This window comes from Afipia dichlorophenoxyacetatis (assembly GCF_055386385.1).
The window spans coordinates 3,161,062-3,183,281 of record NZ_AP029250.1 but is presented as its reverse complement, the minus strand read 5'-3'; the positions used below and the strand labels follow the sequence as shown (position 1 = coordinate 3,183,281).

At 60.3% G+C, this 22,220-nt stretch carries 23 protein-coding genes; 3 read left to right on the top strand and 20 right to left on the bottom strand.

Annotated features, from left to right (window positions below):
* The first annotated feature begins 18 nt into the window (after window positions 1-18).
* Window positions 19-804 (top strand): exodeoxyribonuclease III, encoded by a 786-nt coding sequence (xth, locus tag ACZ5C3_RS14995; protein WP_464044125.1) that lies wholly within the window; start codon window positions 19-21, stop codon window positions 802-804.
* A 38-nt stretch (window positions 805-842) separates the two neighbouring features.
* Here xth and ACZ5C3_RS14990 read toward each other — a convergent pair whose 3' ends face one another.
* From ACZ5C3_RS14990 to eno, 12 genes are all read right to left on the bottom strand, one after another.
* The gene (locus ACZ5C3_RS14990) at window positions 843-1,670 is read right to left on the bottom strand and encodes a tetratricopeptide repeat protein (protein WP_464030878.1); all 828 of its coding nucleotides are present in this window, start codon (window positions 1,668-1,670) and stop codon (window positions 843-845) included.
* Entirely contained in the window at window positions 1,657-3,381 is a 1,725-nt protein-coding gene (ilvD, locus tag ACZ5C3_RS14985; RefSeq protein ID WP_464044124.1) for a dihydroxy-acid dehydratase, read from the bottom strand. The genes ACZ5C3_RS14990 and ilvD overlap by 14 nt, the downstream gene beginning before the upstream one ends.
* 290 nt (window positions 3,382-3,671) lie before the next feature.
* Window positions 3,672-3,950, bottom strand: coding sequence for a GlsB/YeaQ/YmgE family stress response membrane protein (locus ACZ5C3_RS14980; protein ID WP_464030877.1), 279 nt, complete (start codon window positions 3,948-3,950; stop codon window positions 3,672-3,674).
* Window positions 3,951-4,057: 107 nt separating this feature from the next.
* A complete protein-coding gene (gene lpdA, locus ACZ5C3_RS14975) occupies window positions 4,058-5,479 on the bottom strand; it encodes a dihydrolipoyl dehydrogenase (RefSeq protein WP_464030875.1) in 1,422 nt (473 codons plus the stop codon).
* A gap of 105 nt (window positions 5,480-5,584) precedes the next feature.
* Window positions 5,585-6,019, bottom strand: a complete 435-nt coding sequence (locus ACZ5C3_RS14970) for a hypothetical protein (protein ID WP_464030874.1) — start codon at window positions 6,017-6,019, stop codon at window positions 5,585-5,587.
* Between the two features lie 21 nt (window positions 6,020-6,040).
* The gene (locus ACZ5C3_RS14965) at window positions 6,041-7,387 is read right to left on the bottom strand and encodes a pyruvate dehydrogenase complex dihydrolipoamide acetyltransferase (RefSeq protein WP_464030872.1); all 1,347 of its coding nucleotides are present in this window, start codon (window positions 7,385-7,387) and stop codon (window positions 6,041-6,043) included.
* Window positions 7,388-7,405: 18 nt separating this feature from the next.
* A complete protein-coding gene (locus ACZ5C3_RS14960) occupies window positions 7,406-8,821 on the bottom strand; it encodes a pyruvate dehydrogenase complex E1 component subunit beta (protein ID WP_464030870.1) in 1,416 nt (471 codons plus the stop codon).
* A 31-nt stretch (window positions 8,822-8,852) separates the two neighbouring features.
* Window positions 8,853-9,875, bottom strand: coding sequence for a pyruvate dehydrogenase (acetyl-transferring) E1 component subunit alpha (gene pdhA, locus ACZ5C3_RS14955; protein WP_464030868.1), 1,023 nt, complete (start codon window positions 9,873-9,875; stop codon window positions 8,853-8,855).
* Between the two features lie 161 nt (window positions 9,876-10,036).
* The gene (locus ACZ5C3_RS14950) at window positions 10,037-10,354 is read right to left on the bottom strand and encodes an FtsB family cell division protein (protein ID WP_464030866.1); all 318 of its coding nucleotides are present in this window, start codon (window positions 10,352-10,354) and stop codon (window positions 10,037-10,039) included.
* 58 nt (window positions 10,355-10,412) lie between these two features.
* Complete coding sequence (locus ACZ5C3_RS14945; protein WP_464030864.1) at window positions 10,413-10,964, bottom strand: NADPH-dependent FMN reductase; 552 nt, start codon at window positions 10,962-10,964, stop codon at window positions 10,413-10,415.
* Window positions 10,965-11,107: 143 nt separating this feature from the next.
* Window positions 11,108-12,232, bottom strand: a complete 1,125-nt coding sequence (locus ACZ5C3_RS14940; RefSeq protein ID WP_464030862.1) for a CaiB/BaiF CoA transferase family protein — start codon at window positions 12,230-12,232, stop codon at window positions 11,108-11,110.
* Between the two features lie 133 nt (window positions 12,233-12,365).
* Window positions 12,366-13,649 carry a phosphopyruvate hydratase gene (gene eno, locus ACZ5C3_RS14935; RefSeq protein ID WP_464030860.1) on the bottom strand — a complete coding sequence of 428 codons (1,284 nt, stop codon included), beginning with the start codon at window positions 13,647-13,649 and terminating at the stop codon, window positions 12,366-12,368.
* Window positions 13,650-13,798: 149 nt separating this feature from the next.
* Here eno and queF point away from each other — a divergent pair, with 149 nt between their 5' ends.
* Entirely contained in the window at window positions 13,799-14,284 is a 486-nt protein-coding gene (queF, locus tag ACZ5C3_RS14930; RefSeq protein ID WP_464030859.1) for a preQ(1) synthase, read from the top strand.
* An 11-nt stretch (window positions 14,285-14,295) separates the two neighbouring features.
* On the opposite strand, the gene ACZ5C3_RS14925 is transcribed toward queF, so the two are convergent.
* From ACZ5C3_RS14925 to ACZ5C3_RS14910, 4 genes are all read right to left on the bottom strand, one after another.
* A complete protein-coding gene (locus ACZ5C3_RS14925; protein ID WP_464044123.1) occupies window positions 14,296-15,465 on the bottom strand; it encodes an MFS transporter in 1,170 nt (389 codons plus the stop codon).
* 43 nt (window positions 15,466-15,508) lie between these two features.
* Window positions 15,509-16,360 (bottom strand): 3-deoxy-8-phosphooctulonate synthase, encoded by an 852-nt coding sequence (gene kdsA / locus ACZ5C3_RS14920; RefSeq protein WP_464030857.1) that lies wholly within the window; start codon window positions 16,358-16,360, stop codon window positions 15,509-15,511.
* A 91-nt stretch (window positions 16,361-16,451) separates the two neighbouring features.
* Entirely contained in the window at window positions 16,452-17,324 is an 873-nt protein-coding gene (locus tag ACZ5C3_RS14915) for a VOC family protein (protein ID WP_464030855.1), read from the bottom strand.
* 23 nt (window positions 17,325-17,347) lie between these two features.
* Window positions 17,348-17,680: an NIPSNAP family protein gene (locus ACZ5C3_RS14910; RefSeq protein WP_464030853.1), complete on the bottom strand. Its 333-nt coding sequence runs from the start codon at window positions 17,678-17,680 to the stop codon at window positions 17,348-17,350.
* A 142-nt stretch (window positions 17,681-17,822) separates the two neighbouring features.
* Between ACZ5C3_RS14910 and ACZ5C3_RS14905 the strand changes: the two genes are divergently transcribed.
* Window positions 17,823-18,152 carry a PAAR domain-containing protein gene (locus tag ACZ5C3_RS14905; RefSeq protein ID WP_464044786.1) on the top strand — a complete coding sequence of 110 codons (330 nt, stop codon included), beginning with the start codon at window positions 17,823-17,825 and terminating at the stop codon, window positions 18,150-18,152.
* 2 nt (window positions 18,153-18,154) lie between these two features.
* Here ACZ5C3_RS14905 and ACZ5C3_RS14900 read toward each other — a convergent pair whose 3' ends face one another.
* From ACZ5C3_RS14900 to secG, 4 genes are all read right to left on the bottom strand, one after another.
* Complete coding sequence (locus ACZ5C3_RS14900) at window positions 18,155-18,967, bottom strand: COG3904 family protein (protein ID WP_464044122.1); 813 nt, start codon at window positions 18,965-18,967, stop codon at window positions 18,155-18,157.
* A gap of 74 nt (window positions 18,968-19,041) precedes the next feature.
* Entirely contained in the window at window positions 19,042-19,860 is an 819-nt protein-coding gene (locus ACZ5C3_RS14895) for a hypothetical protein (protein WP_464030851.1), read from the bottom strand.
* Between the two features lie 157 nt (window positions 19,861-20,017).
* Window positions 20,018-21,649 (bottom strand): CTP synthase, encoded by a 1,632-nt coding sequence (locus ACZ5C3_RS14890; protein ID WP_464030849.1) that lies wholly within the window; start codon window positions 21,647-21,649, stop codon window positions 20,018-20,020.
* 181 nt (window positions 21,650-21,830) lie between these two features.
* Entirely contained in the window at window positions 21,831-22,190 is a 360-nt protein-coding gene (gene secG, locus ACZ5C3_RS14885; RefSeq protein WP_464030847.1) for a preprotein translocase subunit SecG, read from the bottom strand.
* Window positions 22,191-22,220: the final 30 nt, after the last annotated feature.

The window sequence follows — 22,220 nt, the reverse complement described above, 5'->3', positions numbered from 1 at the left end:
ATAAAGGGAAACCAAGCCGTGCGAATTGCAACGTGGAATGTCAACTCGGTCCGCCAGCGGCTCGACCATCTGCAGGCGTGGCTTAAGGAAACCTCGCCGGACATCGTCTGCCTGCAGGAAATCAAGTGCGTGGATGAAGCGTTTCCGCGCGAACCCCTTGAGGCGCTCGGCTACAACGTTGTGACCCACGGCCAGAAGACGTTCAACGGCGTCGCCCTGCTGTCACGCTACCGGTTTGACGAAACCACGCCGCGCCTCGCCGGTGATCCAGAAGACCTTCACGCCCGCTTTCTGGAAGGTGTCGTGTCGCACAGCAGTGGATCGTTGCGGATCGCCTGCCTCTATCTACCTAACGGAAATCCGCCGAACACGGATAAGTATCCTTACAAAATCAATTGGATGAACAGGCTCCTTAATTATTCAAAGGAGCAACTGAAGAGCGAAACCCCCTTCGTGCTGGCCGGCGATTTCAATGTGATCCCGACGCCAGATGACGTCCACGATCCAGTCGCTTGGCAAGGGGATGCACTGTTCTTGCCCCAGACCCGGGAGCGATTTCGCGCCCTGCTCAATCTTGGCCTGACCGACGCTTTCCGCGCAGTGTCAGACCAGCCGAACCAATATACGTTCTGGGATTATCAGGCCGGGGCCTGGCCGAAGAACAACGGCATCAGGATTGACCATCTCCTGCTGTCGCCGCAGGCCGCTGACCATTTAGTGGACGTCGGCATCGACCGGCATGTCAGGGGATGGGAAAAGGCGTCCGACCACGTGCCGGTGTGGGTCGACCTTGATCTGAAATAGAAACTCGCCCCGGAGGCGACGTTGCCCCCAAGCCGGTCTTAGTCCCGGCGGCCCTGAACCCAGCGCTCGAGCATTTTCAACGCCATGGCCCGGTCGTCATCCGAGGCTTTGGCAAGCGCGTTCTTATAGCTGTCTTTGATCCAGATCTCTTCGGGCGACGCGCTGTCCTGCGCAAGGGTCAGCCACATGAGGCCGCGCGCAGACTGCCGCTGCAACTTGTCGCCATTGAACAGCATCTGACCGAGAAGCGCCTGAGCCTGATGTTGACCTTTCCGGGCCGCGAGACCCAACCAGCGAATGCCGTATTTGACATCCTGCGGCATGCCAACGCCATCGAGATACATCCGCGCCAGATTGTACTGGGCCTCGGCGTTGGCGAAGTAAGAGGCCGCATAGGAGAACATCTCCCGGGCCCGCTCCGGGTCGGCCTTCACGCGGGTGTTCGGAATTCCAGAAACATAGTATTTGCCGAGTGCGACGAACGCGTTGGCGACAATGGCCGCCTGAGGCTCCGATGGGCTGTCGTCAGCATGGGCGTTGGCGATCTTGCTGAAATAATCATAGGCTTGGAGATCGTCCTGCGCGACGCCATCACCGTTGGCGTACATGCGCCCGAGCTTCCACTGGGCGACCGGATGGCCACCTTCAGCGGCATATTTGAGAGCGGCGAACGTGCTCTGCTGTGGCACATTTCCCGGAGGGACCGGCTTTTTGAGAATCGCAACGCCACTAGGAGCGGCAACGACGGGCAAAGTTGCGTCTTCCCGGCTGCCTGCTGTCGTCCCGTCAAAGGCGCCAGCCGGCCAGGCCACGCAAACCGTGGCCGTCAGGGCAGTAACGACGGCAATGCGCTCAAATATCCGCATAACAGGATTTCTCGGCCGACCCACCCGGATGGGTGACGGCGCCTTTAACCGCCGGTCCAACCTGCTGGGCATATTTCCAGAGCACACCTGATCCAACCCGCATCTCGCGTGGCTTCCAGGCTTTTTTGCGTTCGGCCAACTCGGCGTCCGTCAATTTGACGTCGAGTGTGCCATTAACCGCATCGAGTTCGATGATATCGCCGTCGCGGATGAGCCCGATCGGGCCGCCGACGGCCGCCTCAGGACCGACATGGCCGACGCAGAAGCCGCGGGTGGCTCCGGAGAAACGTCCGTCGGTGATGAGGGCAACCTTCCCGCCCATCCCCTGGCCGGTCAGTGCTGCGGTGGTTTGGAGCATCTCCCGCATGCCGGGGCCACCCTTGGGGCCCTCGTAGCGAATGACGATGACGTCGCCTTCTTTGTAGGCCTTGGTGTTCACGCACTCAAACGCGTCCTCTTCGCAATCGAAGCAACGCGCAGGGCCAGTGAACTTAAGGACGGACATGCCGGCGACCTTTACGATCGCGCCGTCTGGCGCGAGATTACCCTTCATTCCCACCACGCCGCCCGTCAACGTAATAGGGTTATCGGCGGAGCGCACTACATCCTGATGGGGATTCCATTTCACGTTTTTGAGATTTTCGGCGATCGTGCGGCCCGTGACTGTCAGGCAGTCGCCGTGCAGGTAGCCGTGATCCAGCAACGTTTTCATCAAGAGCGGAATGCCGCCAGCCTCGAACATGTCTTTGGCGACATAGCGGCCACCTGGCTTCAAATCCGCGACATACGGTGTCTTTTTGAAGATTTCGGCGACGTCGAACAGGTCGAATTCAATTCCGCACTCATGCGCCATCGCCGGCAGATGCAACGCCGCGTTGGTCGAGCCGCCGGACGCTGCAACCACGGCAGCAGCGTTCTCCAAAGACTTACGTGTCACTATGTCGCGCGGACGGATGTTGGACGCGATCAACTCCATGATCTTTTCGCCCGCCGCCGCGCAGAAAGCGTCACGGATTTCGTAAGGCGCAGGTGCGCCAGCCGAATAAGGCAACGCTAGACCGATCGCCTCAGAGACCGTCGCCATAGTGTTGGCTGTAAATTGGGCACCGCAGGCGCCTGCTGAAGGACACGCCACTCGCTCGATTTCATCGAGGTCTTCGTCGGACATCTGGCCGACAGAATGCTTGCCGACCGCCTCGAACATGTCCTGGACGGTGACCTGCTGGCCCCGGAAATTACCCGGCAGGATCGAGCCGCCATAGATGAAGATCGACGGCACGTTGAGACGCAGCATCGCCATCATCATGCCAGGCAGGGACTTGTCGCAGCCGGCCAGACCGATCAGCGCATCATACGCATGGCCACGGACGGTGAGCTCGACGGAGTCGGCAATAGTCTCGCGCGATGGCAGCGACGACCGCATGCCCTCATGGCCCATAGCGATACCGTCGGTCACGGTAATGGTGCAAAATTCGCGCGGGGTACCGCCGGCCGCGGCGACGCCCTTTTTCGCGGCTTGAGCCTGACGCATCAGGGAGATGTTGCAGGGAGCGGCCTCATTCCAGCAGGACGCCACGCCGACGAAAGGCTGATGGATCTGCTCGGTGGTCAGGCCCATGGCATAGAGGTACGACCGGTGTGGCGCGCGCGACGGCCCCTCCGTCACATGACGGCTCGGCAGTCTGCTTTTGATGTTGGTCTTCGCGTCCATCGTGAACCTTCGCCCTCAGCCACCCGCCAAAACCGAAATTCCCAAAAGGCCGGAATTTCCAGTATCTTCGCGAGCACTGAGGCCCTGTACTTACGAAGATACGATTTCATTGAGGCGTGTGGCCAAATCGCGGCGCACGCAAGAGCTTCATGCGGCGACGGTTAAATGTTCACCAAGTGTTGCGACCTCGCCACATCCGTTGCTGCAGAGCAACGAGGGAAGTGTCGCTCTTCGACACAAGCGGCTGAAGGCAAGCGGCCCGAGGAAGGTCTGACGTTGGTCGGCTTGCCTTAACGGCGGCCGCGCAAAGAGCGCCATGCAAACAAGATCAGGATAGCACCGATCGAAGCTGAAATCAGCGTGCGCGTGAAGCCGAACACCGGGACTTGCGCGATCTCGGCGAGTTTAGCGCCGACGAATGACCCAGCGATTCCCACCAGAATGTTAGTGAAGATGCCGTGGTTGGACTCGGTGACCCGTTCGGCAATCCAACCGGCGATGGCGCCGATCAGGATCATGGTGAAAAATCCGACTCCCGGTTGGCTCAAAAACGCTTGAGCGTCATTCATCGGACTCTCCTTCCAAGTGGGCAACTAAGACATCAACAAGTGTCGCATAAATTTGCCGCATCCCGATGACGATGCGGGCTTATTTGCCGCCCGCACCGAAAGCGTTCTTACATGTTCAAGACGCGGCCATAGGCGTCGAGCACGGCTTCCTTCATCGTCTCCGAGATGGTCGGATGCGGGAAGATGGTGTGGAACAGCTCCTCTTCCGTGGTCTCCAGATTCATGGCCACGACGAAGCCTTGGATCAGTTCGGTCACCTCGGAGCCGACCATATGGGCGCCGAGAAGCTGGCCGGTCTTCTTGTCGAAGACCACCTTCACCATGCCCTGGTCCTCGCCCTGCGCGATGGCCTTACCGTTGCCGGCGAATGGGAAGCGGCCGACGCGGATGTCCTTGCCGGCTTCCTTGGCCTTGGCTTCCGTCAGGCCGACAGACGCAACCTGAGGGTGGCAATAGGTGCAGCCCGGGATCAGGCTCTTGTCCATGGGATGCGGATGCATGCCCTTGATAGCTTCGACGCAGATGATGCCCTCATGCTCCGCCTTATGGGCGAGCATCGGGGGGCCTGCCACGTCGCCGATGGCGTAGATGCCCGGCACGTTGGTCTTGCCGTAGCCGTCGATGACGATGCAGCCGCGGTCAGTCTTCACGCCAAGCTTCTCAAGCCCGAAACCTTCGATATTGCCGACAACACCGACCGCCGAGATCACCCGATCAACGGTCAGCGACTGCGTGCCGCCCTTCCCGTCATCGATGGTCGCCGTGACGCTGTCGGCCTTTTTGTCGAGCTTGGTGACCTTGGCACCGGTGAGGATCTTGATGCCCTGCTTCTCGAACTGCTTGCGGGCGAAACCTGCAATCTCCGCATCCTCGACCGGGAGGATTTGCGGCAACACTTCGACCACGGTCACCTCCGCCCCCATGGTGCGGTAGAACGAGGCGAACTCGATACCGATGGCGCCGGAGCCGACCACCAGCAGCGACTTCGGCATCTTGTCCGGGTTCATCGCCTCGAAATAGGTCCAGACCAGCTTCTTATCCGGCTCGAGGCCCGGTAGCACGCGCGGCCGCGCGCCGGTGGCGACGATGATGTGCTTGGCCTGATAGCTGCCCTCGCCCAGCGACCCCTTCGGCGCTTCGGCCTGCGATTTCTTCACGCTGAACTTACCGGAGCCCTCGAGGGTCGCCTCACCCCAGATGATCGTGATCTTGTTCTTCTTCATCAAGAACTCGACGCCACCGTTGAGGCGCTTCACGACGCCGCGCGAGCGCGCGATCACTGCTTTCGGATCGAACGACACGTTGTCCGCCGACAGCCCGTAGTCCTTGGCGTGTTTCATGTAGTGATAGATTTCGGCCGAACGCAGCAGAGCCTTGGTCGGGATGCAGCCCCAGTTGTTGCAGATGCCGCCGAGGAAAGCCTTCTCGACAATCGCGGTCTTGAAGCCGAGCTGCGCGGCTCTGATGGCCGTCACATAACCGCCTGGCCCTGAACCGATGACAACGACGTCGAAAGATGTATCAGCCATGTAACGCTCCGTGCGCCCAAAGGCGCGTTCTCAAGAAATACTTGTCCGTCACCGAATTCCGGCGACCTGATTGCAGAAACGATTGAACGCGCAATCTCATTCCGATCATCCCGCTTGCGTCTCCTGCGCCGCGTCTTGCCGAGCAAGGATTCTGCGGAACAACAGCCATTGCACAAGCACGATCGCCCAGAACGGCAAGGTGCCCTGCAACAATCCAAGCACGTCCGCCATCTGGGTTTGCCGTCCGCTTGAAAGGTCGGATGCAAAGCCGAGCACGAGCAGACAGATCGGTACGAGCATCAGCGTGAGGAAACAGCGCCGAAGCGCCAGCTCTCGCTGTCGCCTGAGCGCGGAGATGACGTTGGCAACCGCAACGACCAGAACTTCCACCGGGATGATCAGCGCCTGATAGGCGCTGGCCATTCCACATCCGGCGGGATCGCTGCGGCAAGGGACGATTGCCGAGCTTGCGAGCATGACTCCAAATCCAACGACGAAGGACGCGCCTACGGCAACCAATGCCGTGAGAAAAAGCCGCACGGCCTCGCCCCCCAATGCCGGTTACACCACCATCATCACAGGATTTTCGATCAAAAGCCTGAACGCGCTCAGGAGCTGTGCGCCAAGGGCGCCGTCCATCGCACGATGGTCGCACGTCAGCGTGACCGTCATGATGTTGGCGATTTCGATCTTGCCGTTGCGGACCACTGCACGTTCTTCACTCATGCCGACCGCAAGGATTGACGTTTGCGGCGGATTGATCACGGCGGTGAACTGCTTCATGCCGTACATGCCGAGGTTCGATACTGCAGTGGAGCCGCCCTGATACTCTTCCGGCTTCAGCTTGCGCGCCTTGGCGCGAGCAGCGAGATCCTTCATGTCGGCAGAAATCTGCGACACCGACTTGCTGTGCGCATTGCGGATGATCGGCGTGATCAAGCCGGTCGGAATGGAGACCGCGACGGAAATGTCCGACACCTTGTGGTGCAGCATCGCCTCTTCCGTCCAGGTGACATTGGCGTCCGGCACACGCTGCAGGGCCATCGCCAGCGCCTTGATGACGAAGTCGTTGACCGAGAGCTTGTAGGCCGGCTTGCCCTCCTTGTCCTTCGGCGCGAGTGCATTGATCTCTTCACGCGCAGCGACGAGCTTGCCGATGTCGCAATCCGCTGTGAGATAATATTGCGGAATGTCGCGATCCGACGCCGACAGGCGCTGCGCGATGACCTTGCGCATGCCGTCGTGCGGAACGGCCTCGTACTCGCCATCCTTGAACAGCGCACGGATCTGCTGATCCGACGGGCCGACAGCAACGGGGGCCGCAGCCGCAGCGGGCTTGAGGCCCTGCCCCGACTTCGCCTGATCGATATCGCGGGCAACGACGCGGCCATGCGGGCCTGATCCGGTGACACGCGACAGATCAATCCCGGCTTCCTTTGCCAAACGGCGTGCAAGCGGAGACGAGAACACACGCGCACCGTTGCTGGCCGCGGCCGGTGCAGCCTTCGGTGGCGCCGTAGGTGCGGGTGCAGCGGCGGCAGGCGCCGGTGTTGGTGCAGGCGTCGCAGCAGGAGCCGCCGCTTTCGGTGCCGGTGCGGCCGGTGGAGCTTCCGATTTAGGCGGTGCGGCGGATGCAGCCCCTGCTCCGGCAGCCTTCACGTCCTCGCCGTCGGCGGCGAGGACAGCGATCACGTTATTGACCGGAACATCCTGCGTGCCTTCCGGCACGAGGATCTTGGCAATCGTTCCTTCGTCGACGGCTTCGACTTCCATCGTCGCCTTGTCGGTCTCGATCTCGGCGATCACGTCGCCAGACTTGACCTTGTCGCCTTCCTTCTTGAGCCACTTGGACAGGTTGCCCTTTTCCATGGTGGGCGAAAGCGCGGGCATCAAAATATTGATCGGCATGATCCTGGCCCTGCTCTCTTAGCGATACGTAACAGCTTTGGCTGCGGCGACGACTTCGACCGCAGTCGGCAAAGCCAGCTTCTCGAGGTTGGCCGCGTAAGGCATCGGCACGTCCTTGCCGGATACGCGCGCCACTGGTGCGTCGAGATAGTCGAACGCATGCTCCATCAGCCGCGCGGCGATCTCGGCGCCAACGCCGGACTGCTGCCAGCCTTCTTCGACCACCACAGCACGGCCGGTCTTCTTCACCGACTCGATCAACGTTTCGGTGTCCATCGGACGCAAGGTGCGCAGATCGATGACTTCGGCCTCGATGCCTTCTTTGGCGAGTTCTTCCGCCGCCTGCAGGGCATAGGTCATGCCATGCGACCAGGAGATCAACGTGACATGGCGACCGGAGCGGACGATGCGGGCCTTGCCGATTGGAATGACATAGTCGTCCAACTTCGGGACGTCGCCCGTGTGACCGTAGAGAATTTCGTTTTCAAGGAAGATCACTGGATTCGGATCGCGGATCGCTGCCTTGAGCAAGCCCTTCGCATCGGCCGGCGAATAAGGTGAGACCACTTTCAGACCCGGAATTTGCGAATACCAGGACGAGTAATCCTGGCTGTGCTGGGCTGCAACCCGCGCCGCCGCACCGTTCGGACCACGGAAGACGATCGAGCAGCCCATCTGGCCGCCAGACATATAAAGGGTCTTGGCTGCCGAGTTGATGATCTGGTCCATCGCCTGCATGGCGAAGTTGAAGGTCATGAACTCGACGATCGGCTTCAGGCCAGCCATCGCCGCGCCGACGCCAACACCGGCAAAACCATGTTCGGTGATTGGCGTGTCGATCACGCGCTTGGCACCGAACTCCTGCAGCAGCCCCTGCGTCACCTTGTAGGCGCCTTGATACTCGGCAACTTCTTCGCCCATGACGAAGACGTCGCCATCGCGGCGCATTTCCTCGGCCATGGCGTCGCGCAGCGCCTCGCGCATGGTCATCTTCACCATCTCGGTGCCGGCGGGCACCTCGGGATCCGGCTCGACCGGCGCAGCAGGTGCGGCGACGACCGGCGGTGCGCTGATCTGTGGCTTGCCTTCGCCGACTGGGGCTCGGGACTCTTGAACTTCCTGCTGAACGCTTGGTGACTCAGTAGGCGCCTTGGCTGCGGCCGGTGCCTTATCGAGGTCGGCGGCGCTTTCACCATCGCTCAAGATGGTTGCGATCGGCGTATTGACCGCGACGTCGTTGGTGCCTTCGGCTACCAGAATCTTGCCGAGCGTCCCTTCATCGGTCGCTTCGACTTCCATCGTGGCTTTGTCGGTTTCAATTTCGGCAATGACATCGCCGGACTTGATGGCCTCGCCTTCCTTTTTCAGCCATTTCGAAAGATTGCCTTTCTCCATGGTCGGCGAAAGCGCAGGCATAAGAACTTGAATCGGCATGATCGCTCCGGACTAATCTATAGGTCTGCGCTTAGCGGTAAATGTCGGTGTAGAGCTCGGACACATCTGGTTCCGGTTCGCGCTGTGCGAAATCGGCGGATGCGTTGACGATGTCGCGCACTTCGGCGTCGATCGCCTTGAGCTCCTGCTCGCTGACCTTCATGTCGAGCAAACGCAAGCGCACCTGTTCGATCGGGTCCTGATCATGGCGAACCTTGTCGACCTCCTCGCGAGTCCGGTACTTCGCAGGGTCTGACATGGAGTGACCGCGATAGCGGTAAGTCTGCATCTCCAAGATGTAAGGGCCGTTACCTTCGCGGCACCACTGCACGGCCTTGTCGCCGGCAGCTTTCACCGCCCGCACATCCATACCGTCGACCTGCTCGCCTGGGATGTTGAACGAAACGCCACGCTTGGAGAAATCGGTCTGGGCCGACGAGCGCGTCACCGACGTGCCCATGGCGTAACGGTTGTTCTCGATGACGTAGATGGCGGGAAGCTTCCAAAGCTCCGCCATGTTGAAGCTTTCGTAGACCTGGCCCTGGTTGGCGGCGCCGTCGCCGAAGTAAGCAACGCTGACATGGTCATTGCCACGATACTGGTTGGCGAAAGCGAGGCCGGTTCCAAGCGGCACCTGTGCACCGACGATACCGTGACCGCCGTAGAAGGCCTTCTCCTTGCTGAACATGTGCATGGAGCCGCCCTTGCCCTTCGAATAGCCGGCGGCGCGTCCAGTCAATTCAGCCATCACACCGTTCGGATCCATGCCGGTGGCCAGCATGTGGCCGTGATCACGGTAACCGGTGATGATCTGGTCGCCAGGCTTCAGCGCGAGCTGCATGCCGACGACGATCGCTTCCTGACCGATGTAGAGATGGCAGAAGCCGCCGATCGCGCCCATGCCGTAAAGCTGACCAGCCTTTTCCTCGAAGCGCCGGATCAGCAGCATCTCGCGAAATGCATGAAGTTCTTGTTCTTTTGTGAAGGCAAAATTTGATGGGTGGCGGGAGCCATTGCCAGTTTCCTGCGCGGCGGTCTTCTTCGCTGATGCCATGACGGGTCCGAATGAGAGAGCGGAGAGCGTATATCAGTCCTCTCTACTCTAACTCACATCGCCATGAAAGCATTGCGTGCGCTACTAAATCTCGCGTCTATGACGCAATGCAGCGAACGTAATTTTAAAATCCAAACGCGATGTTTTTTGAAATTTGAAACTCAGTTCGGAGCAATCATGCGCACCAGATCACGCGGGTGTGCATAATCGAGCTGATAGCGCGCGCGCTCATCGAGCATGTCGGGGTCGACTCGGTCTGAGCGTAGTGATGACACGCGTTGTTCGGCTGCCGCTCGCTCGGCTTTCAGGCGCGCGAGCTCTGTCGTGAGCGCCACAATTTCATGATCGAGTTCTTGCTGCGCATTCAGGCCGTACTTGCCCGTGTACGCATTGACGCCGAAATAGGCAATCATCGCGGCCGCAATCGCGTACAACGCGAGGCCGGTCATAATAGCTTTAAGGCGGGATCGTGAAACCATTCCGAATGATGCGATAGCCCGGTTAATCGATTGCTAACCGGGCCACCGCGGTCGTGAATTACTTCTTGTGCTGTTCGACCCAGGCGGCGAATGCATCGAGGTACTGCTTCAGCACCTTCTCAAGTGCTTCTTTGGTCAGGTTGCCCTTGTCATCGAATGCATCGCCAACGCCAACCAGATAGGTCTCCGGCTGCTGCATGATTGGGCCGGTGTATCCCGGAAGGATCTGCTTCAGGTTCATCGCTGCGCAGACGCCGCCCAGCGGTCCTGGCGAATTGCTGATGATGCCGGCCGGGCGGCCATTGAACGAGCTCTTGCCGTAAGGACGCGAGCCTACGTCGATGGCGTTCTTCAGCACACCGGGAATCGAGCGGTTGTATTCAGGCGTCACGAACAGAACGGCGTCGGAATTCTGCAGCGTCTCCCGGAACGCCACCCAATCAGCCGGCGGATTGGCTTCGAGGTCCTGGTTGAAGAACGACAATCCGTGAAGCGTCACCACGTTGAGCTTGAGCGATGACGGGGCAAGCTTCGTGAGTGCATTGGCAATCTTCAGCGAAAACGATTCTTTGCGAAGGCTGCCGACGATGACGGAAACGGTGTGGGCCACAAAACGATCCTTTCAGGGACGGAACAAATCGAGCGCCCGCAGTTAGCCTCGCCCCCGAAAAGATGCAAGTGCATTCAATTCATGAATGCCATTAGCGCGGTGCATTTGAGTCTTGTTTTCGTGCGCTGCGATCCGTGATCACATCAGTTCAGCAGTTCGTCATTATGCTCACCGAGTTTAGGCGCGCCGGAATGCGGATGTGGCCGTTGGCCGTCGAATGAAATCGGCAGCCCAATCACGGGCAGACCGCTGCTGGGCAACGTCCGAACCAAATCGGCGGCCTTGAATTGCTCGGTCTGCGAGAGTTCGACGATGGTGTTCACCGGACTGCAGGGGACGCCGACTGCTTCAAATGCTGCGATCCACTCCGCGCGGCTTTTCGTGCGCAACACGACCGACATGAGATCGATCAGCACGTCACGGTTGAGAAATCGGTCTCGTCCTCGCGCAAAGCGCGGATCGGTCGCCCACTCCGGGAAGCCGAGCACAGCTGCACACTTGTGAAACAACCGATCGTATCCGGCGGCGATCACCATCGGGTTGTCGGCGGTCTCGAACACCTGATACGGCACGATGGCAGACGCGGCCGTACCGGTTCGCGGCGAGAGCTCCTGCGTGACATGATAGGTCGCAAGCGAAGAATCCACCCACGACGCGGCACTATCGAGCAATGAGGTATCAATGACGCATCCCTTGCCGGTGACGTTCCGCTGCTGAAGTGCAGCCAGCGCCCCGATCACACACCATTGCGCGGTCGCCTTGTCGTTGATGGCTGGCGCGCAGAAAGTCGGCGGATCGCCGTGGCGGCCGGTCTGCATCATCACACCACTATAAGCCTGCAACAACGGATCGAACCCCGGTGCTTTTGACAGCGGACCGCGCGAGCCGAAAGCCCAGATCGAGCAGTAGATCAGACGCGGATTGATCGCTGTCATGTCCTCGGGACCGACGCCGAGATCGCTCACGACACCCGAACGCAGATTTTGGATCAGGATATCGGCATCGCGCACGAGATCTTTCAGCTTCGCCACGCCGTCGGCGCTCTTCATATCTAGCGTCACCGACCGCTTGTTGCGGTTGGTGACATGAAACATGATCGATGCCTCTTCGACGAATGGCGGCCCCCACCCGCGCGCGTCATCGCCGCCATCCGGCTTCTCCACCTTGATGACGTCGGCACCCATATCGGCCAGGATTGCACCAGCCAGTGGACCGGCCAGCGCCTGCCCGATCTCGATGACCCTGATGCCCTTGAGTGGCCCGTCCATTCGCTTCGCTCCCGTCCGAATTGATTCCGTTTACGGGGCAGTCAAACCGCGAAGCACCCGCGGGGGCAAGGACTTGCCCCGCGCGAAACTGAACACCAGAAATGCTGCCTTGAGCCTTCCGGTGCGGCGTGTTTTACGCCAGCGCCTTAAGTGCTGACCTGCCGGCGTAAACCGCCTGCGAACCCAACTCTTGCTCGATGCGCAGCAGCTGGTTGTACTTCGCGGTCCGGTCGGCGCGTGCCAGCGAGCCTGTCTTGATCTGTCCGCAGTTGGTCGCAACCGCGAGGTCGGCGATGGTGGCGTCTTCCGTTTCACCGGAGCGATGCGACATCACAGCCGTGTAGGCCGCCTTGTGCGCCATTTCGACGGCCGCAAGGGTCTCGGTCAGCGTGCCGATCTGGTTGACCTTGATCAGGATTGAGTTGCCGCGCCCTGCCTTGATGCCTTCGGCGAGGCGCTTCACGTTGGTCACGAACAGGTCGTCACCCACGAGTTGGCACTTGCGGCCGATCAGATCGGTCAGCTCTTTCCAGCCGTCCATATCGTCTTCCGCCATGCCGTCCTCGATCGAGACGATCGGATAGCGCGAGACGAGATCGGCCAGATACTTGGCCTGCTCAGAGCGCGAGCGGGTTTTCTTTTCACCTTCATAGACGTAAGCGCCGTCCTTGAAGAATTCGGTGGAAGCGCAGTCCAGCGCCAGCATGACGTCGTCGCCGGCCTTGTAGCCCGCCTTCCCGATGGCGCTCATGACGAAATCAAGCGCAGCGTCCGCCGACGGCAAGTTCGGTGCGAAGCCGCCCTCATCGCCGACGTTGGTGTTGTGGCCGGCCTTCTTCAGTTCGGACTTCAGCGTGTGGAAAATCTCGGCGCCACAGCGAAGCCCCTCGGAGAAGCTCCTCGCGCCCGTCGGCATGATCATGATTTCCTGGAAATCGATTGGATTATCAGCGTGTACGCCGCCATTGATAATGTTCATCATTGGCACCGGCAGGGTCCGCGCCGAGGTTCCACCAACATAGCGATAGAGCGGCATGCCAAGCGATTCAGCCGCTGCCTTGGCTACCGCGAGCGAGACGCCGAGAATCGCGTTGGCGCCGAGGCGGCTCTTGTTCGGGGTTCCATCGAGGCCGATCATGACCTCGTCGATCTGGACCTGCTGCTCGGCTTCCATGCCGCCCACGGCATCGAAGATCTCGCCGTTGACGGCCTCGACCGCCTTCAAGACGCCCTTGCCCTGATACCGGCTCTTGTCGCCATCGCGCAGCTCGACGGCCTCATGGGCTCCGGTGGAGGCACCCGACGGCACCGCAGCCCGTCCGAGGGAGCCGTCTTCCAACACCACATCGACTTCGACGGTCGGATTTCCACGGCTGTCGAGAATTTCGCGGCCGATGATGTCAACGATAGCGGTCATGACGGTCCCTTCACTTCTACGGGTCAACAATTGGGGTGCTTCTACAGGAAGGCTGGCGACGGGAAAAGGCCGCGGGCGCACTGGGACGGCGATGCGAATGCTAGGATCGGGCCATTAGATTGGTTACAGAGGCGCCAACGGAGAAACCCATGTCACGAAAGCCTCGCAAGGCGTCCACCACGCCTGCACACGTCCCATTGCAACTTGGTCAGCAGGTGGAAGCCCCCGCCTCGCCGGATCGCGCGCAGCTCGACCGCGTGCCCAACCCACATACGGACACGAACTACGTCGCACGCTTCACGATGCCGGAGTTTACCTCGATCTGCCCGGTCACCGGCCAGCCGGACTTCGCCATCCTGGTGATCGACTATGTGCCGAACAAATGGCTGGTCGAGTCCAAGTCGCTCAAGCTCTACCTCAACAGTTTCCGCAATGTCGGCTCGTTCCACGAGGACTGTACGGTGTCCATCGGCAAGCGGCTCACGCAACTGCTGGCGCCGCGCTGGCTGCGCATTGGCGGATATTTCTATCCGCGCGGCGGCATGCCGATCGACGTGTTCTGGCAGGCCGGAAAGCCGCCGTCGAATGTTTGGATGCCGGATCAGGGTGTCCCACCCTACCGCGGCCGCGGCTGATCGGGCTAAGCCTAAGCCGGCTTCGCCGGTTTCCGATTGAGCAAGCGCGCAGCCACGATCCCAAGCACCATGATCATTGCGGCGCTCACGCTAAGCGTCGGCAGTTTGCCGGCGTGTGCGAGCGCAAAGCCGTAAACAATCGGGCCAACGGCCTGCCCCATGAAGAAGCAGAACGCATGCAGCGACAGTGCAGACGCGCGCGCCTCTGGTGCGAGGTCGCTTGAAAACACCTGCAACGAGCCATGCAGGCAGTAGAATCCCCAGCCCATAATCAGGAAGCAGAGCGCCTGCACTTCCCAGCGAGGGCCGAACGCGATTGCCCCGATCTGCAATCCAACCGCCACCGAGCCAGCGATCATCAAGCCCCGGACGCCGATGCGCGGCAACAGTCGCGATACGCTCATGGTGTAGAGCAGACCACCCACGGCAAAAGCCGCGATCACGACGCCCGGAATCGACGAGCGGGTTTCACCCAGCTCGAACAGAAATGCCGCGATAAATGGAAACAGCCCAAGGACGCAAAGCCCCTCGACGAACACCGCCGAGAAACAGACGCGCGCGTTGGGATTTTTCAGGATCGTCCGATAACCGTGCTTCAGCGTGGCGAAATCCACGCCCCGTGTGGTGCTGGTGACACCGCCACGGCGAAACCCGATCCACACCGCGATCGAGGCGCCGATCATCAACAGGCCGAGAACGGTCAGAACACCACGCCATCCAAGAAAATCACCGATCACGCCGGCGGCAGAAGAGCCGAGCAGATTTCCGGTCATCGCGCCCGCGAGCACCCGGCTAAGCGCGACCTGTCGGTGCGCCGTCGGGACAAGATCGCTCGCGAGCCCCATTGCGACCGGAAACGTGCCCCCGGCTGCGATGCCGCACAGGATGCGCGACAGAAACAGCGTCTCGAAGGACGTCGCCATCGCGCCGATGATGTTGGCCGCACCAAGCGTTGCGAGACAGATAATCATCAGCCGCGCCTTGCCGAACATATCGGCTGCGGCTCCCAGGAGCGGCTGCACAATTGCAAATGTGAGGGCGACAGCGGCCGACAGACTTGCAGCAGTTGCGATGGTCACGCCGAGCTCATTCGCCACCAGCGGCAGTACCGGCTCCATCGAGCGCGACGACAGCGCGGCAGCAAATGTCGTTGCAGCGATCACATTGAGGATCGGGAGCATCAGGAGACTGATCGCTCCTCGAATTCCGCTCCCGATGGGATCATCAGCGTGTTTCGCCCTTTGCGAGCGCGTCGAATGCCATCAGGTTCTTAACCAGGGCTTCGAAGTCCTTGAGCGGCACCATATTAGGTCCGTCAGACGGGGCTTTGTCCGGATCGGGATGCGTCTCGATGAACACGCCGGCAACACCGACCGCCACAGCCGCCCGCGCCAATACCGGCACGAATTCACGTTCGCCGCCGGACGATGTCCCCTTGCCGCCGGGCTGCTGCACCGAATGCGTCGCGTCAAAAATCACCGGCGCACCGGTCGTGCGCGCAAGGATCGGCAGCGCCCGCATGTCCGATACCAGCGTGTTGTAGCCGAACGACGCACCGCGTTCGGTCACCAGCACGTTGGGATTGCCGCCGCCGACGACCTTGCCGACCACATTGGCCATGTCCCACGGTGCGAGAAACTGGCCCTTCTTTACGTTCACGATCTTACCGGTCGCCGCAGCGGCCAACAGGAGGTCGGTCTGACGGCACAGGAATGCAGGGATCTGCAGAATATCGACCGCTTCCGCTACGGGCGCGCATTGCTCGATTTCGTGCACGTCGGTCAGCACGGGCATTCCGAGTGTCGAGCGGATCTCTGCGAAAATCGGAAGTGCCTTCTCGAGGCCAATTCCCCGTGCGCCGGACGCGCTGGTGCGGTTGGCCTTGTCGAACGACGTCTTGTAGACGAGCCCAATCTTGAGACGGGCAGCGATCTCTTTCAGCGCTGATGCGACTTCAAGTGCATGCGCACGGCTCTCCAATTGGCAAGGCCCGGCAATCACCGCCAGCGGCAGCGCGTTGCCGAATTTGACTGAACCGGCAGAGACGATCGGTGCCGCAGAGAGCTGAGCGTTCAAGGCTTATCCTTTGTCTGAAGCAAATCGGCGCATAAAGCCGTGGTGCCAAACACCAAATGCCGAACGACCATGCCGGTCTGGAGGTGCGGGATCAAGTGGCGGTTGAAGGTTCGAATATCAGGGTTGCACCAAAAGCCGTCTCGGCGGGCACGATCAGGCGCCCGATATGACGGTGAGATGCAATACCGTTGTTGCGCAATTGCCGCTCAACCTCATCAATCGATGGAACCGACAATCGCAAGCCTTTGAGCGATGCCCCCTGTCCATCGACCTTCGGCGCGATGCCGAACTGATCGCGGAACGCGACCGCCTCAATAATCTCGACATCGCCGCGTGGCGTCGGCGCGGTGACGCCCATCGAGCTTGAATGAAGCTCGCGCACATTGGTAAAACCGCTGAGAAAGATGTGATGGTCGGTCGGGTTGTCAGCGACCAGCACAGCGCCGAGCACGCCGCTCGCACCGTTGAGATGCTGCTGATAGTCCGTTTTCCAGAAGGCTGCCGGATTGTGCTGCTGGCAGGTTGCAAACCCTGTGTGCGGAGACAGCGCGTCTCGCGCGAAAGCCAGCGAGAACCCGACCGTTGTCGTGCTTCCGTCCGGCAGCTTCGCCTCACGGGAAAACGGCAGTGAAGGCGAAGCGCCGATACCAAGGCGTGAGAAGTCCGCAACATCCGCCTCAGAGTCCACGCTTTCCAGTATCAACATGGAAAAGCCGTCACCGCGCGCGATCGCATCGCGATTGGCAACACCAAAGATCTTCGCCAGTCCCTCGCCGACCAGTTTCTCCGGTTCAGCGACCGTCAGGATTTCGATGAAGAAACCCGGAAACTGGACGACGTGATTGTGCGTGCCCCAGGGGTGCTTGTTGCGCGCGCCGACCTTGAAGCCGGCGCGGCGGTAGAACTCCGCCGCTGCATCAAGATCGCGAACGGCGTGGACGATATGATCGAGACCGCGAGGCATGGCTCAACGCGCTAAAGCGCCCTTTACTTCACCGACGAGAAGGCAGTCGGCTGCAGAAACTGGTTGGTGATGTTGTTGACAATCTGGCCGTCCTTCTCGGTCTCCGCACGGGCCGAGATCCACGCCGGATCGGCCTGGAAGGCGTTCCACTTCTGCTCACGCTCGGCCAACGAATCCCATTCAAGGAGATAGGTCAGTTCCTGGTTCGACTCGCCAACAAGCGTCGTGAAAAAGCCCGCCGGCCGAATGCCGTGCTTCTTCCACATATCGAGCGTAATCGTCTCGAACCGCTTGAGCAGATTTGGAAGGCGTCCCGGGATGCAACGATACACGCGCATTTCGTAGATTTTGCTCATCAATCTCCCCTGTTTTTTCTTGTTCGCGATAGTTTGGTCGTTATGGCGTATGCCAGTTCCAATCGTCGAGGTATAGTCGGCTCGCGGTAAGCTGATCAAGCACCCGCACCCACAGGTCTGCCTTGAAGAGCTCCCCATGCGAATGTTGTCTGGTCTGGTTCTTTCCCTGATTTTTGCCACGTCGCTTCCCGTCTCCGCTCAGGAACGACCTGGCACACCCGGCGTGATATCAAATGGCAGCGAGAGCGTTTCGATCGGGGGGAAGCCCGCGGCGCGCCAAGGTGATACGACCACCGGCGGCAACGTCGTCGTCGAAGGCTCGAAGAACGTCTTCATCAACGGCAAGCCGGCGGCGGTCACCAGCGACAAGACCAGTTGCGGCGGCGTCGTGGTTGGCGGCGGTGGAGGCGTATTCATCAATGGTAAGCCCGCCGCCCGCAGTGGCGATCAGACCTCGGGATGCCCGCGCTAAGCTCAGCCGGCACCGAAACGCTTCGTCACAAGATTCAGATCAACTGCGTCTTTTTCACTGAGCCAGCGAATCTCTTTGCTCGCCGACATCTGCTGCAGGATCGATGGCGAGACGCCCATTCGGGTCATGTATTCGAGGATTATTCCCGCCGTTTTCTGGGCATACGCGACACCGTCCCAATTACGGGTGTCCTCTTTCGGCACCTCGGCCGTGAACTGGTGCACGCCCAGCCGGGAGCCAGGCACAAGGGTGCGGACCGTTCCGCCAGCGTAGGCCAGCACGCAGGCGCTGGCGCAATACGCGGGCTTCATTCGCCCCTCGGAATCCACCGAGCCGACCAGCGTTCTCAGCCCGCGCGAGCGGATGATCTCGCCCATGATGAGCGCCTGATCGACCCGGCCACCCGGCGACGACAGGATCACAGTGTCGCCAGCGACAAGCTTGGCATCATCCAGTTGCGCACGAAATACGCTGGCAGTTGCGGCTCCGATCTCCCCCTTCACTGCGAGTGCGCGATTTGATTGTCCCAAGCCATCAACAGTCACGACTGACGCGGTCATTGAGTGGGAAAAATACAGATCCTTCCAATAGGACCAAGCCTGCGGTGTGGAGAGGTCTTGATAAGCGCGCGTCCCATAAAGCCCTACGATCGCAATCACGAACAGCAAGGAAATCAGAGAACTGCGATTGAACAGAGCGCGACGGACGGGTGCAATCGGCAGCGCCACATGGGATTGCTGCGGCGGGTGATCGGCCGGCGGTTGGCCCCATGGCCGGAGCGGCGCGTCTGTTTCAGATTTGTTGTCGCGATTCATGGCCGACCTGGTCGCAGTTCCGCACTCGACGATCTCCAGCAGCATGCTGTCCGGCGATCAACCCCCACCCCGATCTACTGATTATCCCGAGGTTTGTCTTTTTCGGGAAGCTCCTTCGGAACTGACTTCGGATCGACCTTCGACATCGCGATGGCCGATTCCATCACCAGCTTTAGGCCGATACGCGGATCAAGCGTATCCTTCGTCTGGCGGAAAAGCTGGTTGGCAACTTCCGCGCAAATCAGCGGCCAGTATTCGGGCGCGACGCTGCGGCCCTTGGCTGGCCCCGGCCCGTCGGTGCGTGTGAGAATGAATCTCGCACGAGGCCAGAATATATTGAGCAACTGGCGTGCGTCGATGTGTGGCTGATGTTCTTTGCCGACCGTGGGTACGCCGAACTCAGGCGTACCCGCCGTCTCGGACACGTGCCTGAACATGAGATTGATATCCGGCAGATCAGTCTGCGGCACGCCGTTCGCCAGAGCACTCGCAGCGACCATTCCCCATAACGTGGTGGGATATTTGCTGGCGGCCTGCGGCACGAGATAGCCGTTGATGAGATCGCCAAAATAGAGATTCTCACCGGACTTCGTCGTCACGATAACGAGCAGCCCCTTGAGGCGCAGGTATTCACTCAAGGCCTCCGGAGCCGCAGTCGCGGCATCAGGCATTGGAACATCGCGCTTGCCAAGCCTCGCCCACACCGCATTTTGCGCCGAATAACCTGCAAGCGCGCCGATCGAAACCAGAAGTGTCTCGACGTGAATTCCGCGCTCGGTCTTGAGCCACATCAACAGCGACTCGCGCAAACTGCCGATCGCCAGGTTCGCAGTGATTTCATCGTCCGGCGATCCCTTCCATGGGAAAGTGACCGGACTTGCCTGCTGGGACATCACCTGCTCAGCACTCGCTGTGAAAATTGTCTGAAAAATAACGACGGATGCAACAACGCACGCCGACGCAACAGAACGCCCTCTCCAGAGAGCCTGCAGGGACATAACTATCCACCAAACCGGTGACAGAAATAAAAACGTTCGTTATCGCAGTCGATTACACGAGACGGCTTTGCACCATCGCTGCCTGCACGAACGAGGCGAACAGCGGATGCGGTTCGAACGGACGCGACTTCAGCTCCGGATGATACTGCACACCGATGAACCACGGATGATCCTCGTACTCGACGATCTCCGGCAGCACACCATCGGGTGATAGACCGGAGAACCGCAGGCCGTGCTGCTCGAGCCGGTCCTTGTAGGCTGTGTTGACTTCATAGCGATGACGATGACGCTCTGAGATCTCCAGCGCATCGCCATAGACCTTCGAGACACGGCTGCCCTTCTTGAGCATCGCGGGGTACGCGCCGAGCCGCATGGTGCCGCCGAGGTCACCGGCCTTGGTGCGCTTTTCGAGTTCGTTGCCGCGCAGCCATTCGGTCATCAATCCGACCAGCGGCTCCTTGGTCGGACCGAACTCGGTGGAGTTGGCGTCGGTGATACCGGCAAGATTACGCGCGGCTTCGATCACTGCCATCTGCATGCCGAAGCAAATCCCGAAATACGGAACATCGCGCTCGCGGGCGAATTGCGCCGCCTTGATCTTGCCCTCCGCACCGCGCTGGCCAAATCCGCCCGGCACCAGGATGCCGTTGACGTGCTCGAGGAACGGCGCCGGGTCTTCGTTTTCGAAGACCTCCGACTCGATCCAGTCGAGATTGACCTTCACCTTGTTGGCGATGCCGCCGTGGGACAACGCCTCGATCAGCGATTTGTAGGCGTCCTTCATGCCGGTGTACTTGCCGACAATGGCAATGGTCACCTGGCCTTCGGGATTGCGGACGCGCTCGTTAATGACGTGCCAGCTGTCCAGAGCGGGCGGCGTCTTCGGCTTGATGCCGAAGGCTGCCAGCACTTCATCGTCGAGGCCAGCCGCATGATACGCTTCCGGCACCGCGTAGATGTTGTCGACGTCCAGCGCTTCGATCACGGCGCTTTCGCGCACGTTACAGAACAGAGCCAGCTTGCGGCGCTCTTCCTTCGGGATCTCGCGATCCGAGCGGCACAGCAGAATGTCGGGCTGGATGCCGATCGAACGAAGTTCCTTGACCGAATGCTGTGTCGGCTTGGTCTTCAACTCACCCGCACTCGGGATGTAGGGGAGCAGCGTGAGGTGGATATAGATCACGTCGCCGCGCGGCAGATCGTTCTTGATCTGACGAATGGCCTCGAAGAACGGCAGACCTTCGATGTCACCGACCGTGCCGCCGATCTCGCACAGCACGAAGTCGTAGCCATCGTTGCCGTTGAGGATGAAGTCCTTGATGGCGTTCGTCACATGGGGAATGACCTGAATGGTCGCGCCGAGGTAATCGCCCCGCCGTTCCTTGGTGAGAATGTCCTGGTAGATTCGGCCAGTGGTGATGTTGTCGGCCTTGGTCGCCGGATGACCGGTGAACCGTTCGTAGTGCCCGAGATCGAGATCTGTCTCGGCGCCGTCGTCGGTGACGAACACTTCGCCGTGCTGATACGGCGACATCGTCCCCGGATCGAGGTTGAGATAGGGATCAAGCTTGCGAAGACGGACCTTGTAGCCTCGCGACTGCAGCAGCGCACCGAGTGCAGCTGATGCCAAACCTTTGCCGAGCGAGGAAACCACGCCGCCGGTGATGAAAATGTACCGCGCCATGGGAATCAACCTTTAACGCCGCCGGCCCGATTCGCAAAACTAAACACCACGCGCACGCCGACAAATCGTGACGCTGTGGGTGACTTCAAAAGGCGAAGTCAGTCAATGAGTTGGGGGAACACCTTAAGACCTGCAGATAAGCATTCCGCGCATATCTGCAAATCTTTTATCCGCATAGGTGTTATTTCGACTGCGGAGCCTGCGGTACGGCAGGTGCTTCAGGCTTCTTCAGCGAGTCCAGAAGACCGCCAGCCGGAGCCGATGGAGTTCCTGGCTGAGAGATTGGAGCCGGGCTGGTGTTGATGATCGAGACAGGCTTGCGCTCGTAGCTGGCCCACCACGACAGGAACAGGCTGGTCACAAAGAAGCCAGCCGCCAGAATCGCGGTCGTCCGCGTCAGAAGGTTGGTCGTGCCCCGGCTCGACATAAAGCCGCCACCGCCGCCAATGCCCAGTCCCCCGCCTTCGGAGCGCTGAAGCAGCACCACACCGATCAGCGTGGCAACAATCATGAGATGGATGACGATAATGACGGTTTGCATCGTGACCTTCCGTCACAAGCCATCGGGACC

Excerpts from the sequence above, each read along its gene's own strand:
- ACZ5C3_RS14990 (WP_464030878.1), bottom strand. The coding sequence starts at position 1,670 with ATGCGGATATTTGAGCGCATTGCCGTCGTTACTGCCCTGACGGCCACG.
- lpdA (WP_464030875.1), bottom strand. The coding sequence starts at position 5,479 with ATGGCTGATACATCTTTCGACGTCGTTGTCATCGGTTCAGGGCCAGGC.
- ACZ5C3_RS14890 (WP_464030849.1), bottom strand. The coding sequence starts at position 21,649 with ATGGCGCGGTACATTTTCATCACCGGCGGCGTGGTTTCCTCGCTCGGC.
- ACZ5C3_RS14965 (WP_464030872.1), bottom strand. The coding sequence starts at position 7,387 with ATGCCGATCAATATTTTGATGCCCGCGCTTTCGCCCACCATGGAAAAG.
- ACZ5C3_RS14950 (WP_464030866.1), bottom strand. The coding sequence starts at position 10,354 with ATGGTTTCACGATCCCGCCTTAAAGCTATTATGACCGGCCTCGCGTTG.
- ACZ5C3_RS14915 (WP_464030855.1), bottom strand. The coding sequence starts at position 17,324 with ATGCCTCGCGGTCTCGATCATATCGTCCACGCCGTTCGCGATCTTGAT.
- ACZ5C3_RS14910 (WP_464030853.1), bottom strand. The coding sequence starts at position 17,680 with ATGAGCAAAATCTACGAAATGCGCGTGTATCGTTGCATCCCGGGACGC.
- ilvD (WP_464044124.1), bottom strand. The coding sequence starts at position 3,381 with ATGGACGCGAAGACCAACATCAAAAGCAGACTGCCGAGCCGTCATGTG.
- eno (WP_464030860.1), bottom strand. The coding sequence starts at position 13,649 with ATGACCGCTATCGTTGACATCATCGGCCGCGAAATTCTCGACAGCCGT.
- ACZ5C3_RS14905 (WP_464044786.1), top strand. The coding sequence starts at position 17,823 with ATGTTGTCTGGTCTGGTTCTTTCCCTGATTTTTGCCACGTCGCTTCCC.
- ACZ5C3_RS14900 (WP_464044122.1), bottom strand. The coding sequence starts at position 18,967 with ATGAATCGCGACAACAAATCTGAAACAGACGCGCCGCTCCGGCCATGG.
- ACZ5C3_RS14960 (WP_464030870.1), bottom strand. The coding sequence starts at position 8,821 with ATGCCGATTCAAGTTCTTATGCCTGCGCTTTCGCCGACCATGGAGAAA.
- ACZ5C3_RS14925 (WP_464044123.1), bottom strand. The coding sequence starts at position 15,465 with ATGCTCCCGATCCTCAATGTGATCGCTGCAACGACATTTGCTGCCGCG.
- ACZ5C3_RS14940 (WP_464030862.1), bottom strand. The coding sequence starts at position 12,232 with ATGGACGGGCCACTCAAGGGCATCAGGGTCATCGAGATCGGGCAGGCG.
- ACZ5C3_RS14980 (WP_464030877.1), bottom strand. The coding sequence starts at position 3,950 with ATGAATGACGCTCAAGCGTTTTTGAGCCAACCGGGAGTCGGATTTTTC.
- pdhA (WP_464030868.1), bottom strand. The coding sequence starts at position 9,875 with ATGGCATCAGCGAAGAAGACCGCCGCGCAGGAAACTGGCAATGGCTCC.
- secG (WP_464030847.1), bottom strand. The coding sequence starts at position 22,190 with ATGCAAACCGTCATTATCGTCATCCATCTCATGATTGTTGCCACGCTG.
- queF (WP_464030859.1), top strand. The coding sequence starts at position 13,799 with ATGTCACGAAAGCCTCGCAAGGCGTCCACCACGCCTGCACACGTCCCA.
- ACZ5C3_RS14895 (WP_464030851.1), bottom strand. The coding sequence starts at position 19,860 with ATGTCCCAGCAGGCAAGTCCGGTCACTTTCCCATGGAAGGGATCGCCG.